Annotated in this window: 14 protein-coding genes; 5 read left to right on the top strand and 9 right to left on the bottom strand. The window is 70.6% G+C overall.

Translation table 11 applies throughout. From position 1 onward, the window contains the following. Positions 1–171: 171 nt before the first annotated feature. Entirely contained in the window at positions 172–831 is a 660-nt protein-coding gene (locus OG611_RS29890) for a bifunctional DNA primase/polymerase (protein ID WP_266427185.1), read from the top strand. Between the two features lie 91 nt (positions 832–922). Here the strand turns inward: OG611_RS29890 and ftsY are convergent, their stop codons facing one another. Then, positions 923–2134: a signal recognition particle-docking protein FtsY gene (ftsY, locus tag OG611_RS29885; RefSeq protein ID WP_266427183.1), complete on the bottom strand. Its 1212-nt coding sequence runs from the start codon at positions 2132–2134 to the stop codon at positions 923–925. Positions 2135–2243: 109 nt separating this feature from the next. On the opposite strand from ftsY, the gene OG611_RS29880 reads away from it, so the two are divergent. Together OG611_RS29880 and OG611_RS29875 are read left to right on the top strand one after the other, a co-directional pair. Continuing rightward, a complete protein-coding gene (locus OG611_RS29880; protein WP_266427179.1) occupies positions 2244–3659 on the top strand; it encodes a cytosine permease in 1416 nt (471 codons plus the stop codon). A 58-nt stretch (positions 3660–3717) separates the two neighbouring features. Then, the gene (locus tag OG611_RS29875) at positions 3718–4695 is read left to right on the top strand and encodes an LLM class flavin-dependent oxidoreductase (RefSeq protein ID WP_266427177.1); all 978 of its coding nucleotides are present in this window, start codon (positions 3718–3720) and stop codon (positions 4693–4695) included. A gap of 57 nt (positions 4696–4752) precedes the next feature. Here OG611_RS29875 and OG611_RS29870 read toward each other — a convergent pair whose 3' ends face one another. The 4 genes from OG611_RS29870 to OG611_RS29855 form a co-directional block, all read right to left on the bottom strand. Continuing rightward, a complete protein-coding gene (locus OG611_RS29870) occupies positions 4753–6171 on the bottom strand; it encodes a sugar porter family MFS transporter (protein WP_266427174.1) in 1419 nt (472 codons plus the stop codon). A 208-nt stretch (positions 6172–6379) separates the two neighbouring features. Continuing rightward, positions 6380–10138, bottom strand: a complete 3759-nt coding sequence (locus tag OG611_RS29865; RefSeq protein WP_266427171.1) for an AAA family ATPase — start codon at positions 10136–10138, stop codon at positions 6380–6382. Between the two features lie 335 nt (positions 10139–10473). Continuing rightward, entirely contained in the window at positions 10474–10686 is a 213-nt protein-coding gene (locus tag OG611_RS29860) for a hypothetical protein (protein WP_018551753.1), read from the bottom strand. Positions 10687–11126: 440 nt separating this feature from the next. After that, complete coding sequence (locus tag OG611_RS29855) at positions 11127–11408, bottom strand: acylphosphatase (protein ID WP_189545860.1); 282 nt, start codon at positions 11406–11408, stop codon at positions 11127–11129. Positions 11409–11552: 144 nt separating this feature from the next. On the opposite strand from OG611_RS29855, the gene OG611_RS29850 reads away from it, so the two are divergent. Both OG611_RS29850 and OG611_RS29845 read left to right on the top strand, forming a co-directional pair. Next, positions 11553–12467 carry a CAP domain-containing protein gene (locus tag OG611_RS29850; RefSeq protein WP_266427164.1) on the top strand — a complete coding sequence of 305 codons (915 nt, stop codon included), beginning with the start codon at positions 11553–11555 and terminating at the stop codon, positions 12465–12467. A 76-nt stretch (positions 12468–12543) separates the two neighbouring features. Further along, positions 12544–12936 (top strand): helix-turn-helix domain-containing protein, encoded by a 393-nt coding sequence (locus OG611_RS29845; protein WP_266427162.1) that lies wholly within the window; start codon positions 12544–12546, stop codon positions 12934–12936. Here the strand turns inward: OG611_RS29845 and mutM are convergent. The 4 genes from mutM to OG611_RS29825 all read right to left on the bottom strand — a co-directional run bounded on the left by mutM (position 12933) and on the right by OG611_RS29825 (position 15581). Beyond that, complete coding sequence (mutM, locus tag OG611_RS29840; protein WP_266427159.1) at positions 12933–13793, bottom strand: bifunctional DNA-formamidopyrimidine glycosylase/DNA-(apurinic or apyrimidinic site) lyase; 861 nt, start codon at positions 13791–13793, stop codon at positions 12933–12935. The genes OG611_RS29845 and mutM overlap by 4 nt on opposite strands. A 93-nt stretch (positions 13794–13886) precedes the next feature. After that, on the bottom strand, positions 13887–14711 hold the full coding sequence (gene rnc / locus OG611_RS29835) for a ribonuclease III (protein WP_266427156.1): 825 nt from the start codon (positions 14709–14711) through the stop codon (positions 13887–13889). A 19-nt stretch (positions 14712–14730) separates the two neighbouring features. After that, positions 14731–14904 (bottom strand): 50S ribosomal protein L32, encoded by a 174-nt coding sequence (gene rpmF / locus OG611_RS29830; RefSeq protein ID WP_003965982.1) that lies wholly within the window; start codon positions 14902–14904, stop codon positions 14731–14733. Between the two features lie 2 nt (positions 14905–14906). Next, complete coding sequence (locus tag OG611_RS29825; protein ID WP_266427153.1) at positions 14907–15581, bottom strand: DUF177 domain-containing protein; 675 nt, start codon at positions 15579–15581, stop codon at positions 14907–14909. Positions 15582–15591 lie beyond the last annotated feature (10 nt).

Genomic DNA, 15591 nt, shown 5'->3' with positions numbered 1-15591 from the left:
CACTTGACACACGGCGATCAACAGGGGGCGCAGTGATGCGCATCGGGGCGCGCGGACAATCTCGCACAACCCCAAATGCCACCGGCGCACTCCGGATCGACGGCGACGGCGGAGCGTCACCAGTCCGCCCCTCGTCGTAACCACCGGCGAGTCGGACCCGTTGGAGGGGGCATGGGCTTCACGATCGGCGGCATCCGCGAGATGCGCACCGGCTCACGGCGCCGCGGCCGGGCGGCCGGGTGCACGGCAGTGGCCGAGTACACGGGACTGTGGGGCTGGGCCGTCGCGCCGGGAGCGCGGGCAGCGGCCGGCCGCTGCTCGTGCGGGGAGGCGGACTGCCCCTCCCCCGGCGCCCATCCGCTGGACTTCGCCCCCGAGGTCCCCGCGGGCGCCACGCTCGACGCGGCGGCCGACGCGTGGGCGCGGGTGCCGGGTGCCTCGATGCTGCTGCCGGTGGGCCGCGCCTTCGACGTCCTCGATGTCGCCGAGGCGGCCGGGCGCCGGGCCCTGGTGCGGATGGAGCGGATGGGGCTGCCGCTCGGCCCGGTCGCGGTGACCCCGGCCGGACGGGCGCAGTTCTTCGTGGCCCCGGGCGCCGCCGCCGAGCTCCCGCAGCTGCTGTACCGGATGGGCTGGGACGACGCGGGGCTGGATCTGCGGGCGCTGGGGCCCGGCTGCCACATCACCGCCCCGCCGTCCGACGAGGGCGGCCTCGGCCCGGTCCGGTGGCTGCGCCCGCCGGTGCTGGACACGGCGGCCGCGCCGCCGCAGGCGCGGCTGCTGCTGGGCACGCTGGCGTACAGCTGCCATCGCGCACCGCTGTGCGGCTGAGCACACCGACGCCCGCACCCGTCCCGTAACGCCGAAGAGCCCGGCCGCAGCTGCATCATGCGGTCGGGCTCTTCGGGTGCGGCGCGAGGCGTCAGTCGCCGATCAGGGCGTCCACGAACGCCTCCGGCTCGAACGGGGCCAGGTCGTCCGGCCCCTCACCGAGACCGACCAGCTTCACCGGTACGCCCAGCTCGCGCTGGACGGCGATGACGATGCCGCCCTTGGCGGTGCCGTCCAGCTTGGTGAGCACGATGCCGGTGATGTCCACGACCTCGGCGAACACCCGGGCCTGCACCAGACCGTTCTGCCCTGTCGTGGCGTCGAGGACGAGCAGGATCTCGTCGAGCGGTCCGTGCTTCTCGACGACCCGCTTGACCTTGCCGAGCTCGTCCATCAGCCCGGTCTTGGTGTGCAGCCGTCCGGCGGTGTCGATGAGAACCACATCGGCGCCCTCGGCGATGCCTTCCTTCACCGCGTCGAAGGCGATCGACGCGGGGTCGCCGCCCTCGGGGCCGCGCACGGTGCGGGCACCGACGCGCTCGCCCCAGGTCTGGAGCTGGTCGGCTGCGGCCGCCCGGAAGGTGTCGGCCGCGCCGAGCACGACGCTGCGGCCGTCGGCGACGAGCACCCGGGCCAGCTTGCCGGTGGTGGTGGTCTTGCCGGTTCCGTTGACGCCGACGACCATCACGACGCCGGGGGTGTCGAGGCCGCTCTCCGTCTTGACCGCACGGTCGAAGTCGGTGCCGAGCAGGTTCAGGAGCTCCTCGCGCAGCAGCGCGCGCAGCCCTTCGGGGGTACGGGTGCCGAGCACGCGGACGCGCTCGCGGAGCCGCTCCACCAGTTCCTGGGTGGGTGCGACGCCGACGTCGGCGGTGAGGAGGGTGTCCTCGATCTCCTCCCAGGTGTCCTCGTCGAGGTTGTCGCGGGACAGGAGCGTGAGCAGCCCCTTGCCGAGGGAGTTCTGCGAGCGGGCGAGCCGGGCGCGCAGCCGCACCAGACGGCCGGCGGTGGGCTCGGGCACTTCGAGGGCGGGGGCGGCGGGCGCCTCCGGCTCGACGGCCTCGGGGGCCTCCTCGGCGGGAGCCCCGGCCTCGGGGGGGGCGACCTCCTCGACGGTGCGGCGCGGTTCCTCGCGCGGCGTCTCGGCTTCCTCGCCGACATGGGGCTCGGCGGGAGGAGTGATGGTCGGCGTGCTCGACGGTGCCGGGGGCAGCTGCTTCTTCTTGCGGCTGCTGACCACGAGCCCGCTGATCACGCCGACCGCGACCAGGGCGATGACTACAGCAAGGATGACGAATTCCATAACCCACCCAGTATCAGTCACGTCCGCCCGAGGGGACCGCCCCGAAGGATCACTCGAGTATCCCCTTGGCCGTTATGCACCTTTTGGCGGTAACGGTACGATCCTGCCCGTGGAGACCCGTGGCCTGGAGCCCGTCCCCGACAACGAACGCACCGGCCGGGTCCGGACCCTCTTCCCCACCTGGGTCGGCGCGAACCTGACCGTGCTCCTCCTCTCTGTCGGCGCGGGGCTGGTCGTCTTCAACGGGCTGAATCTCTGGCAGGTGCTGGCGGTGGCCGCCATCGCCTCGATGATCGGCTTCGGGCTGGTCGGCCTGGTCTCGATCGCGGGCAGGCGGGGCGGGGCGCCCGGTATGGCACTCTCCCGGGCCGTTTTCGGACAGCGCGGCAATCTGCTGCCCGGCGCGCTGACCTGGGTCGCCCGCTGGGGCTGGGAGACCGTGAACGCGGTCACCGGCACCTACGCGGTACTCGCCGTACTGCATCTGCTCTTCGATATCACGGGCAGCCACCGCCTGACCCTGGTGACCCTGCTCGCCTTCGTGGGATGCAGCTGGCTGGTGTCGGGGCTGGGCATGGGGGCGCTGCGGGTGTGCTGCACCTGGTCGGCGTATCTCTTCGGCGGCGTCAGCGTGCTCGTACTGACCCATCTGATCGACGCGACCGACTGGCGGAATGTACTGGGCAGGCCCGCCGGACCGACGGCGATGGTGATCGCCGGGGTCGGCACCCTGGCGGCGGGCGGTATCAGCTGGGCCCCGTCGGGCCCCGACTTCGCCCGCTACCTGCCGCACACGGCGTCCGGCCGGGCGATGATCGGGGCGACCGTGGGCGGCGCCGGGGTCGTGTATCTGCCGATGGTGCTGATGGGGGCCGTGATGGCGGTCGCCGAGCCGGGTCTGGCCGTCGCCCGCGACCCGGTCGCATTCGTCGGCCCCCTGCTGCCCGACTGGCTCTCGGTGCCGTATCTGCTCTTCGTCGTGGCCGGCATGGTGCTGATCAACGCGATGTCGTTGTATTCGGCCGGTTTCACCGCGCAGACACTGGGATTTCCGATCCCCCGCACCTGGGCGGTCGGCGTGAATGCCGCCATCAGTCTTTTCCTGGGCGCGTCACTGATGCTCGCGGCCGCGGGTTTCCTGGATTCCTTCATCTCCTTTCTTACGCTCCTCGCCGTGACGTTCTCCGCATGGATCGGGGTCTTCGGCGTGGATCTGCTGCGGGGCCGTGCGTACGATCCGGTGGCACTCCTGGACACCTCGCCGACCAGCGCCTACTGGTACACCGGAGGCTTCGCCGTGCCGGCCGTGGCCGCGTGGGCCGCGGGCCTGGCGACGGGCCTGCTCTTCACCGGCGTGCGGTGGTTCACCGGACCGCTCGCCACCACCTGGATCGGGCGCCAGGGGCTGGGCTGGGCGGCCACGATCACCGTCTCCGCCACTCTGTACGCGTTCCTGCCGCGTTCCGCCGGACGGGCCAGGGGGGACGGCGGCGAGAGCGGCGACAGCACACCCCTACACTTCTGACGCTGCGTCAGCTACTGTCCCGGCTCGCCGAGTCCGCCCGACGATGGGGACAAGTCTCATGGCCTTCACTGTGGTCCGGTTCAATCTCGTCGATCCCGACGCCACCCCCGAGTCGCTCTCGACCCGCTACCGCGCCGCGCTGGAGATGGCCGCGTACGCCGACGAGCACGGCGTCGACACCGTGCAGACCGAGGAGCACCACGGCGCCGCCAACTCCTGGCTGCCCTCCCCCTTCGTCTTCGCGGGCTCCGTCTTCGGCACCACCCGCCGGATCGCGGTCACCGTCTCGGCGATCATCGGCCCGCTGCACGACCCGCTGCGGCTGGCCGAGGACATCGCGGTGCTGGACCTGCTGAGCGCCGGTCGGCTGGTGACGGTGGCGGGGATCGGCTACCGGCCCGAGGAGTACGAACAGGCGGGCGTCGAGTGGGGCAGGCGCGGCAGGCTCCAGGACGAGCTCCTGGAGACGCTGCTGCAGGCATGGACCGGCGAGCCGTTCCCGTACCGGGGCCGTACGGTCCGCGTCACGCCGCGTCCGTACACCCGGCCGCACCCGCTGCTGCTGGTGGGCGGCAGTTCGCGGGCGGCGGCGCGGCGGGCGGCCCGGTTCGGGCTGCCGTTCTTCCCGAGCGCGCATCTGCCGGAGCTGGCGGCGTACTACCAGGAGCGGCGGGCCGAGTTCGGGACCGACGGCTTCTGCATGATGCCCGCCGCCGAGACACCGCTGCTGCATGTGTCGGAGGACCCGGACCGGACCTGGGCGGAGTACGGCGAGTACTTCCTGCACGAGGCGCGCACCTACGCCTCCTGGCAGTCCAAGGACATCCGCTCCGCCGTACGTTCGGCGGCGACGACGGTGACGGAGCTGCGGGCCGAGGGGGTCTACCGGGTCCTCACCCCGGACGAGTGCGCCGCGGCGGTCACGGAGCTGGACAGCCTGGTTCTGCATCCGCTGTGCGGCGGGATGCCGGTCGAGGAGGGGTGGCGCAGTCTGCGGCTGTTCTGCGAGGCGGTCGCACCGGACGCGCGGTCCTGAGGGCTGTCCCGTAATCCCTGGCGGGCGTGCGACGACAGGGCCTGGGGTGCGCCGACCCTAGCCCATCTCCTCCAGCGCCTTGCCCTTGGTCTCCTTCACGAACTTGAGCACGAAGGGGATCGAGAGCGTGGCGAAGCACGCGTAGATGATGTACGTGCCCGACAGGTTCCAGTCGGACAGGCTCGGGAAGCTCGCGGTGATCGCCCAGTTGGCGATCCACTGCGCGGAGGCGGCGACGCCGAGCGCGGCGGCGCGGATCTTGTTGGGGAACATCTCGCCGAGGAAGACCCAGACGACGACACCCCACGACAGGGCGAAGAAGAGCACGAACACATGGGCCGCGACGAGTGCCACGACGCCCTGGGTGCTGGGCAGTTTGCCGTCGACCAGGTCCGCGGAGAAGGCCCATGCCTCGAAGGCGAGGGCAATGGCCATACCGGTGGAGCCCGCCAGCGCGAGCGGCCGGCGGCCCACCCGGTCCACCAGGACCATCGCGATGACGGTACCGATGATGTTGATGATGGACGTGGTGAACGACCAGAAGAACGAGGCGGTCGGGTCGATGCCGACGGACTGCCAGAGCGTCGCCGAGTAGTAGAACGCCACGTTGATGCCGACGAGTTGCTGGAAGACCGACAGACCGATACCGACCCAGACGATCGGCAGGAAGCCGAAGCGGCTGCCGAGCAGGTCCGCGAACTTGGACTTGTGCTCGCGGTGCATGGCGGTCTCGATCTCGGCCACCCGGGCATCGAGGTCGATGCCCTTGCCCTCGACCTCCTCCAGGATCTTCCTGGCCCGGTCCTTCTTGCCGATCGAGATCAGGAACCGCGGCGACTCGGGGATCGCGAAGGACAGGAGCCCGTACAGGAGGGCCGGGACGACCATCACACCGAGCATCCACTGCCAGGCTTCGAGGCCGCCGATCTTGCCGCGCTGGTCGCCGTCGGCGAGCTGCAGGATGCCGTAGTTGACCAGCTGGGAGATGGCGATGCCGATGACGATCGCCGCCTGCTGGAAGGAGCCGAGACGGCCGCGGTAGGCGGGCGGCGAGACCTCCGCGATGTACGCCGGGCCGATCACCGAGGCCATCCCGATGGCGAAGCCGCCGATGATGCGCCACATCGCCAGGTCCCAGAGCGCGAACGGGAGCGCGGAGCCGACGGCGCTGATGGTGAAGAGCACGGAGGCGATCTGCATGCAGCGGATACGACCGATGCGGTCGGCGATGCGCCCCGCGGTGGCCGCGCCGATCGCACAGCCGATCAGGGCGATGGCGATGACCTGGGCGAGCGTTCCCGAGCCGATGTCGTAGCGGCTGCGGATCGCCTCGACGGCGCCGTTGATGACCGAGCTGTCGTAACCGAACAGGAAGCCGCCCATGGCGGCGGCCGCGGTGATGAAGATGACATGGCCGAGGTGATCCGGGTGGGCCGCTCGGGCTCCGGACGGCGGTCCCTGCGATGTGCTGGTCACATGAACTCCTGATGCCTGGCCGCGTCGTCAGGTGTGGGGGCGAACTCCTCCAAGTGGCGCATAACTTCTCCACTGCCACCACTTGAAGGCAAAAGTGACGTCGTAGGGACTATTCGTTCATGCTTCGAAGCCAATGTCCGGGACCTTGCGGACATCCACTCAGAGATACCCAAAAAGTACGTCGAAGTCTTGAAGATCGGGTAAGGCTTCAGCGTAGGCGCTGGCTGATGACCTTGGAGACACCGTCGCCCTGCATCGAGACGCCGTACAGCGCGTCGGCGACCTCCATCGTCCGCTTCTGATGCGTGATCACGATGAGCTGCGAGCTCTCCTGGAGCTCCTCCATGATCCGGATCAGCCGCTGCAGATTGGTGTCGTCGAGCGCCGCCTCGACCTCGTCCATCACATAGAACGGGCTCGGCCGGGCCTTGAAGATGGAGACCAGCAACGCCACCGCCGTGAGCGAGCGTTCGCCGCCGGACAGCAGCGAGAGCCGCTTGACCTTCTTGCCGGGCGGCCTCGCCTCGACGTCCACACCGGTCGCGAGCATGTTGTCCGGGTCGGTCAGGAGGAGCCGGCCCTCGCCGCCCGGGAAGAGCCGCGAGAAGACACCCTCGAACTCACGGGCCGTGTCCCGGTACGCCTCGGTGAACACCTGCTCGACCCGCTCGTCGACCTCCTTGATGACCTGTATCAGATCGGCGCGGGTCTTCTTCAGGTCTTCGAGCTGCTCGGAGAGGAACTTGTGCCGCTCCTCCAGCGCCGAGAACTCCTCCAGGGCGAGCGGATTCACCTTCCCGAGTTGCTGATACGCCCGTTCGGCCGACTTCAGCCGCTTCTCCTGCTCGGCCCTGACGAACGGCTTCGGCCGGTTGCGCGGATGCTCCGGGTCCTGCGGCAGCTCCTCGCCCTCCGCGGCCGGTGATGGCGGTACGAGCTGGTCGGGGCCGTACTCGGCGGCCAGCCCGGCCGGCTCGACGCCCAGTTCCTCCAGCGCCTTCGCCTCCAACTGCTCTATCCGCAGCCGCTTTTCGGCACCGAGCACCTCGCCGCGGTGGACCGAGTCGGTGAGCTTGTCCAGCTCGCCCTTGAGCTCACGGCCCCGGCCCCGCTCGGCCGCCAGCTCCCGTTCCCGCTCCGCCTTCGCCGCCTCGGCCACGACCCGCTCCCGCTCGGCCCGTACGACGGACACCTCGACATGCGCGAGCAGCTGACGTGCACCGGAGGCGACGGCGGTGGCCACCGCCACCTCGTGCCGCAGCCGGGCCCGGCGCCGCTCGGCGCGGGCGCGGGCCTCCCGTTCGGCGCGGGCGCCCCGGTCGAGGGAGTCCGCCCGGCCCGCGAGCGCCTTGACCCGCTCTTCGTGGGTACGCACCTGGAGGCGGGCCTCCATCTCGGTCTGGCGGGCGTTGGCACCGTCGGCGGCGAGCCGGTCCCGCACGGAGGTGTCCGGCTCCTCCTCGACCGGCATCTCCTCGGCGACGAGCAGCCGCTCGGCCAGCTCCTCGGCCTCCTCGGTCGCCCGGTCGAGGGCCTCCTGGGCACGGGCGGCCGACGCGGTCGTTCGGTCGGCCTCGCCCGCCGCGCCACGGGCCTGCCCGGCCAGCCGCCCCAGCTGCTGGGACACCCCGGACTTCTCCCGCTCGGCCGCCCGGCGCCGCTCCCCGAGCTCCTCGACCAGCCCGGCAGCAGCCCGGCGCCGCTCCCCCGCGAGCCGCTGCGCCTCGGTCAACCCGGCGCACCGCACGGCCAGTTCCTCCAGTTGGGCGGCGGCCTCGTCGACCGAAGCCTGTACTTCGAGGAGGCTCGGTGCCCCGGCGGAACCGCCGTGCGCGAAGTGGGCCGAGAGGATGTCCCCCTCGGCGGTCACGGCCGTCAGTTCCGGGTGTACGGCGACGAGGTCCTCGGCGTCCTCCAGGGTGCCGACGACCACCATGTCCCGCACCAGTCTGCGTACGGCGCCCATCAGTTCGACGGGCCCGCGGACGAGATCGGCCACGGCGGGCGGCCCTGCTGCGGGCCCCCCGCTCACGGCAACGGCCGCGGCATGAGCGGACACGAGCGCCCCATCCGCCTCGCCCGACCCCTGCGCCTGTCCGGGTACGTGCACAGCAGACGCATCGGTACCACCAGCAGACGCATCCGTGCCACCAGCAGACGCATCGGTACCGCCCACAGCGCCACCACCGTCAACGGCAGCAGCACCGGCACCAGGGGCACCTCCCTGATCAGGGACTCCGGCGCGCCGCACCCTGCCCAGCAGCAGCGCGGCCCGCCCCGCGTCCTGCTTGCGCAGCAGCCGGATCGCCTCCGCCGCCGTGGCCGGGTCCGCCACCGCGACCGCGTCCGCCGCCGCGCCCAGCGCCGCCGCCACCGCCACCTCGTACCCCGGCGCCACCGTCAGGAGCTCCGCGGCCGGACCGAGCAGGCCGGACAGCTGGTCCTGCGCGCCGAGCAGCGCGCCCGTGCCGTCCTTGCGGCGCAGACCGAGGGCCAGCGCCTCATGCCGGGCCGCGACCGCCGCCCGCTTCCGTTCTGCGGCGGTGGCCGCCTCCCGGGCCGCGGAGAGCGCCGCCTCCGCCTCCGCGAGCTCCCGCTTGGCGGCATCGTGCTGCTCGCCGAGCTCCTGGTCCCCGGCGTCCAGGCCCTCGACCTCGGCCTTGAGCTGTTCGTACTCCTCCTGGGCGGCGACCGCCCGCTCCCGCGCCTCGTCCCGGGAGGCGGCCAGCCGGTCGATCTCGGCCTGTGCCGAACCGGCCCGGCCGCGGGCCGCGTTGACCTGGCCGTTCAGCCGGGCGAGCCCTTCGCGGCGGTCCGCGATGGCACGGGCGGCGTCCTTGAGCCTGCGCTCCTCGGCCGCCAACTCCCGTTCCAGGTCGGCGCGGTGGGCCGCGGTGTCCTCCAGCGCGTGCTCCGCGGCCTCCAGCGCGGCCGTCAGCTCCGCCTCCTGCTCACGGATCCTGGCCGCCTCCCGTTCCATGTCCTCGGGGTCGCGACCGCGCCGCTCCTCCTCCTCAGGAGCGGCGGCGCTCTTCACCCGGGCGTCGGCCAGCGAGATCGTGCCGCGTACCCGCTCGGCCAGCTGGGACAGCTCGTACCAGGTCTGCTGGGCCCGCTGGAGCCGCGGCGCCAGCCGTCGCACCTCGTCCTCCAGCTCCGCCTCGCGCGCCAGGGCCGCCTTGAGTTCCGCCTCCGCGGCCTCCCGGCGCTGCTTGAGCGCCGCTTCGTCGGCGATCTCGCTGCGCAGCGCCGTGCGCAGCCGCACCAGGTCGTCGGCGAGCAGCCGCAGCTTGGCGTCGCGCAGGTCGGCCTGGATGACGGCGGCCCGGCGCGCCACGGCCGCCTGCCGGCCGAGCGGCTTCAGCTGCCGCCGCAGTTCGTCGGTGAGGTCCTGGACGCGGGCCAGGTTGGCCCCCATCGCGTCCAGTTTCCGCAGTGCCTTCTCTTTCCGCTTGCGGTGCTTGAGCACACCCGCGGCTTCCTCGATGAACGCGCGACGGCCCATCGGATCGGCGTGGAGCACGGAGTCCAGCTGCCCCTGACCGACGATGACGTGCATCTCGCGGCCGATGCCGGAGTCCGAGAGGAGTTCCTGGATATCCAGGAGCCGGCAGGTGTCGCCATTGATCTGGTACTCGCTGCCGCCATTGCGGAACATGATCCGAGTGATCGTCACTTCGGCGTACTCGATGGGCAGCGCGCCGTCGGAATTGTCGATGGTCAGCGATACTTCGGCCCTGCCGAGCGGCGGCCGCCCGGTGGTACCGGCGAAGATCACGTCTTCCATCTTGCCGCCGCGCAGGGATTTGGCGCCCTGTTCCCCCATGACCCAGGAGAGCGCGTCCACCACATTGGACTTGCCGGATCCATTGGGGCCGACGACGCAAGTGATGCCGGGTTCGAACCGCAGCGTCGTGGCGGAGGCGAACGATTTGAAACCACGCAGGGTCAGGGCCTTGAGGTGCACGCCGCCGGACTCTACCTTTCGCTCTCGGTTTCGCTGATGAAGGTGCAGGGCACATCAGACGTTAAGGGAAGGGGTGTACGCCGGGGGCGGGTCCCGCACAGGTCCGAGCGGTAAAGAATCCGGACGGGAAAAGAAAGAAGGGACGCCGAGGCGCCCCTTGTAAATCTTGTGCCGTGTTACGTGCGGTGTTGCTGGTGCAGCTGCGCATGACGGATCAAGGACATGTCACGAAGGTGACAGATCAAGAGCAGTGATCTTCAATGATCCGGCGACGATCCGGGTGATGATCTCGGACGGCTGACGCGTACAGCCCGACCGGCCCCTGGGGCCATCGGTCAGGTCAGCGCCGGCTCCGCCTGAGGTACGTCGATGTCGATGCTGTCGAGCAGCGACTCTTGGTGCTGGGCGGCGGCATTCAGCGCGTCGTTCTCGTCCTGAATCCGTACAAGCTCGGATTCGAGATCCTGGACGCGCTGCTGGAGCCGTCGCATCTCGGCGAGGAGTCGCGGGTCGGAACCGCCGACGTAACCGAGAAGCGCCTTTGCCATGATGGATGGTCCTCCACACTGAGTGACCGACCGATGCGGTGTGGGTCGTGAGGGAATCGCACCCGCGGTGCTCGGCAGTGCTCTGTCGTCACTGCTGTTCTGCTGCCAAACAGCTCTGCCAAACAGCTAAGGTGCGCGGGGATTTCAGCGTCTCACCAAAAAGTTTGACGGTCAACACGATCACACCCTGTAGAGGCGGGCAGCCCGGGGGCGCGCAGCTCGACGATCATGCGGCGCGACTCTCCTGCGGGGGCCCTACGGGGCGTGGAGATCATCCTTACTGCCGCAGCCTGGCACGGTAACCGAATCTTGGCAACCACCCGGTCATTCCGCAGGTCATTTCATGTGTACACAGATGAGCACCCCGCCCGGCAACACCTCGCCACACTTCGAACACGGTCCGAACACGGCCTGTTTCGCACCCCCGGGCGGGACCTGGATCAGCGGATCGCGAAGCCCTCGTAACCACCGCGCGGGGTGTCCCATATCTCAGTGACTCCGTCGACGCGTCCGGGTGTGTCGTCCGAGCGCAGCCAGTCCAGCAGGCGGTGGCAATTCTCCCGCCGCCCCTCGGCGACGACCTGCACCCTGCCGTCGTCGAGATTGAGGGCGAAGCCGGTGAGGCCACCGATCTCCAGAGCGTTTGCCCTGGTGAACCAACGGAACCCCACCTGCTGCACTCGGCCGCGTACCCATGCGGTGAGCCGTACTTCTTCGTTCATGCCCGAACGCTAACCGGCCGGTTGCCCTCGGAGCACTTCCTGCCGCGGGGCCATGGCGTACAGTCCCGACGCAATGACCTCACTCGAACGGGTGAGGCATGTTGACGCCGAAGCGGCGTCCGGACCCCCAGAAGGGCTCAGCAGATGGGACGCCACCGACGCTCCGCCGCAGCTCCGGCCGCTGAGGACCACGCGGCGGGGGGCGCGGGCCGGAACCAGGGCGGGCACCGCCGGAAGCGGTCCGGGGCACCGGTCCGTACGGGACTGGCCGGCGTCTCCGCGGCCCTTGCCGTGGGAGCCGTGGCGGTGGCCTCCGGCCTGCTGCCCGGCGGCGACAGCCTCACGGGCGGCGGTGGCGCCGCCGACCAGGTGCGCGCCGAGGGCGCCCCGGATCTGCTGACCCAGGGCGGCTCCACCACCGCCCCGGCCGATCGCGGCACCGCGTCCGCCCCGGCCAGCCGCGGCATCGGACGGGCCGAGGGCCCGACGAGAGCGGAGTCCCCCACCGGTTCCCCCGCGTCCCCTTCGAAGACGTCCGGGCCGGCCGAGCGGACGAAGCCGTCCTCCTCGACACCTTCGGAGCAGGCTTCGGCCGGGACCGGGAAGAGCACCGCCACCGCCGAGACGTCGTCGGCCGCGCCGAAGGCCCCTTCCTCTCCTCCCGCCACCCGCGGCGCCGCCGCCCCGACCACCCGGTCCGCGGTGCTCGCCCTGGTCAACCAGGAGCGCGCGAAAGTCGGCTGCAGCCCGCTGACCGCCAGTGCCTCGCTCGCCTCACTCGCCCAGGACTTCAGTGAGGACATGGCCGCCCGCGGCTTCTTCGACCACACCGACCCCGACGGCCGGACCCCCTGGGACCGCGCCTCGAAGGCCGGTGTGCAGAGCCTCGCCGCCGAGAACATAGCCCGCGGCCAGGCCGACGCGCAGGCCGTGATGGACTCCTGGATGAACAGCGCCGGCCACCGGGCGAACATTCTCAACTGCGACTACAAGACGCTCGGCGTCGGTGTGCACTACGGCTCCGGCGGCCCCTGGTGGACCCAGGACTTCGGCTTCTGATCCGCACCCCGGACAGCGCTCTCCCGGGGAAAGCGCGCTCCTGCGGTGAGCGCTGTGCGGGCGTACTCTGCTCGGTATGGACGAGAAGACCCGTCTGGACGCGCTCGCCTTCGATGTGTTCTCCAGACAGTGCCCCTCACGCGGCACGCTGGAGCATGTCACCGGGCGCTGGGGCAGTCTCACGCTGGGAGCGCTGTACGAAGGCGGCTTCCGCTTCAACGAGCTCCGTCGCCGGGTCGACGGGGTGAGCGAGAAGATGCTCTCCCAGACGCTCCACGCCCTGGAACGGGACGGTCTGGTCCACCGCGAGGCCCAGCCGACCAATCCGCCGCGCGTCGACTACGAGCTGACGCCGCTGGGCCGGCAGGTGGCCGAGCGACTGCTCGCGCTGATCGGGCTCGTCGAGGGCCGGATGCCCGAGGTGCTCCGGGCCCGTGAGCACTACGACGAGACGCACCCCACGCCTTAGGCGGTCGCGCGCGGCGGTCGCTGGCAGCGCGGGCAGAAGTAGCTGGAGCGGTTCATCCAGGGGCGGCGGCGGATCGGCGTGCCGCAGCGGTGGCAGGGCTCGTCCTCGCGTCCGTAGGCGTCGAGCGAGCGGTCGAAGTAGCCGGACTCGCCGTTCACGTTGACGTAGAGGCTGTCGAAGCTGGTGCCGCCCTGGTCGAGCGCCGCGGTCATCACCTGGCGGACATGGCCGAGCAGTTCGGCCGACTTGGGGCGAGTGAGGGCCGCGGTCGGCCGGTCGTAGTGCAGTCTGCTGCGCCAGAGCGCCTCGTCCGCGTAGATGTTGCCGACCCCGCTGATCAGCGACTGGTCGAGCAGGGCCCGCTTGACGGTCGTACGGCGCAGTCGCAGGGCCGCGTGGAACGCGGCTTCGTCGAACGCCGGGTCCAGGGGGTCGCGGGCGATGTGCGCGATGGTGTCGGGCAGCCCGTCGGGGGTGTTCTCGTGGAGCGACAGCCCGCCGAAGGTCCGCTGGTCGACGAAGCGGAGCTCGGTGCCGAGGGAGTCGTCGAACCGGATCCGGACGCGCAGATGCTTCTCGTCCGGTGCGTCCTGCGGCTGTACGAGCAGCTGGCCGCTCATGCCGAGGTGGCCGAGGAGCGAGCTGGACACGTCGTCCAGCGGCACCCAGAGGTACTTGCCGCGGCGCATCGCCGTTCCGAAGCGGGCACCACCGAGCCGGGCCGCGAAGTCCACGCCCCCGGCGAGATGGCGGCGGACCGCACGCGGGTGCAGCACCTCGACGTCGCCGACGGTCCGGCCGGTGACCCAGCGTTCGAGACCACGTCGTACGACTTCGACCTCGGGCAGCTCGGGCACGGTGTCGCTCCTGAAGAGAAGGTCTGGGAAAAGAGTACGTTTCCGGGCAGGACGAACCCCCCGGTGCGCGGGGGCACCGGGGGGTTCTGTGGGTCAGGCCGGGGCTGCGTCCGAGGACGGCGACGGGCCTGCAGGGGTGTCGGCGGCCCCTCCTTCGGCAGCGGCCTTCGCCGCTGCCGCCCGTTCCTCCGCGGCGGCGCTGATCTCGCGCCAGGCGGACTCCGCCGCCTGCTGCTCCGCTTCCTTCTTGCTACGGCCGGTGCCGGTGCCGTACGAGACACCACCGACGCGAGCAGCAGCAGTAAAGGTCTTCTCGTGGTCCGGGCCGGTCTCCGTGACGAGGTACTCGGGGACTCCGAGGCTCTCGCCGGCGGTGAGCTCCTGGAGGCTGGTCTTCCAGTCCAGGCCGGCACCGAGGTTGGAGGACCTGTCGATCAGCGGGTCGAAGAGCCGGTGGACCAGCTCCGAGGCCGCGCTGAGGCCCTGGTCGAGATAGACCGCGCCGATCACCGCTTCAAGGGTGTCGGCGAGGATGGACGCCTTGTCCCGGCCTCCCGTGCCCTCTTCACCCCGGCCGAGCCGGATGAAGGAGCCGAGTTCGAGGCCGCGGCCCACTTCCGCAAGCGCACGCGAGTTGACCACCGCGGCCCGCAACTTGGCCAGCTGGCCTTCGGGCAGGTCGGGGTGGGTGCGGTACAGCGTGTCCGTGACCACCAGGCCGAGCACCGAATCCCCGAGGAATTCGAGCCGCTCGTTGGTGGGCAGACCGCCGTTCTCGTATGCGTACGAACGGTGGGTCAGCGCACGCACCAGAAGGGCGGTCTCGAGTTGATACCCGAGCCGCCCTTCCAGAAGCGTGTGGGACGAGGCTGTGTTGACGTTGTCTGCCTTCTTCTTGGCGTTGGACAACTCAGACATCGGGCCTCTCACCAGCCGCTCAGACCTCGAGGACCTGGCGCTTGTTGTACGTGCCGCAGCTGGGGCACGCGATGTGCTGCAGCTTCGGCTCCTGGCAACGCTCGCACGAAACCAGGGTGGGGACCGCAGCCTTCCACTGCGACCGGCGGTGGCGCGTGTTGCTGCGCGACATCTTCCGCTTCGGAACAGCCACGGCTACTTCTCCTGCTTCTCGTCGACGCCCGCTTCGGCGCCGCCCATGTTGTCCTTCTCGCCGTCCTGAACGGTGTCGGCGAGTCCCTGCAATGCCGCCCAACGGATGTCGACGGCATCATGGTGGTGACCGGGGTTCTCGTCCAGCCTGATTCCGCATTCGGAACACAGGCCGGCACAGGACTCCCGGCACACCGGCTGCATCGGCAGTGCGAGCACCACCGCATCGCGCAGCACTGGTTCGAGGTCGAACAGGCCGTCCTCGATGAAGAGCCTGTCCTCGTCGTCCTCGGCGTCGTCGGCCGGCTCCGCCTTGCTGCTGCGGCCCCGGTCATCGGCGTCAGGGTACGAGAACATCTCCTGGAAGTCCGCCGCAACCTCAAGGCGCAGCGGCTCCAGACACCTTACGCACTCCCCCTCGGCCGACGCACGGGCGGTGCCTGTGACAAGCACCCCTTCCATGACCGATTCGAGGCGGAGGTCCAGCTCCACGGGTGCGCCTTCCGGCACACCGATGACCCCTTCGATGCCGAGGACCGACGGAAGACCGGGTGCGTCCACCGTGCGGGAGAGCCGCTGGAGGGCACCGGGACGCCGGCCCAGCTCGTGCGTATCGAACACGAGGGGGTTTCGGTGGTCGAGGTGGCCGTTCAGGGCTTTTCCTGCTTTCGAAATCATGTGCAACGCA

This window comes from Streptomyces sp. NBC_01363 (assembly GCF_026340595.1).
Taxonomy (GTDB): domain Bacteria; phylum Actinomycetota; class Actinomycetes; order Streptomycetales; family Streptomycetaceae; genus Streptomyces.
This window is presented reverse-complemented; position numbering and strand designations above follow the sequence as displayed.

Coding starts and splice junctions, on each gene's coding strand:
- OG611_RS29890 (WP_266427185.1), top strand. CDS start 172: ATGGGCTTCACGATCGGCGGCATCCGCGAGATGCGCACCGGCTCACGG.
- ftsY (WP_266427183.1), bottom strand. CDS start 2,134: ATGGAATTCGTCATCCTTGCTGTAGTCATCGCCCTGGTCGCGGTCGGC.
- OG611_RS29825 (WP_266427153.1), bottom strand. CDS start 15,581: ATGATTTCGAAAGCAGGAAAAGCCCTGAACGGCCACCTCGACCACCGA.
- OG611_RS29845 (WP_266427162.1), top strand. CDS start 12,544: ATGGACGAGAAGACCCGTCTGGACGCGCTCGCCTTCGATGTGTTCTCC.
- OG611_RS29855 (WP_189545860.1), bottom strand. CDS start 11,408: ATGAACGAAGAAGTACGGCTCACCGCATGGGTACGCGGCCGAGTGCAG.
- OG611_RS29850 (WP_266427164.1), top strand. CDS start 11,553: ATGGGACGCCACCGACGCTCCGCCGCAGCTCCGGCCGCTGAGGACCAC.
- OG611_RS29860 (WP_018551753.1), bottom strand. CDS start 10,686: ATGGCAAAGGCGCTTCTCGGTTACGTCGGCGGTTCCGACCCGCGACTC.
- OG611_RS29875 (WP_266427177.1), top strand. CDS start 3,718: ATGGCCTTCACTGTGGTCCGGTTCAATCTCGTCGATCCCGACGCCACC.
- rnc (WP_266427156.1), bottom strand. CDS start 14,711: ATGTCTGAGTTGTCCAACGCCAAGAAGAAGGCAGACAACGTCAACACA.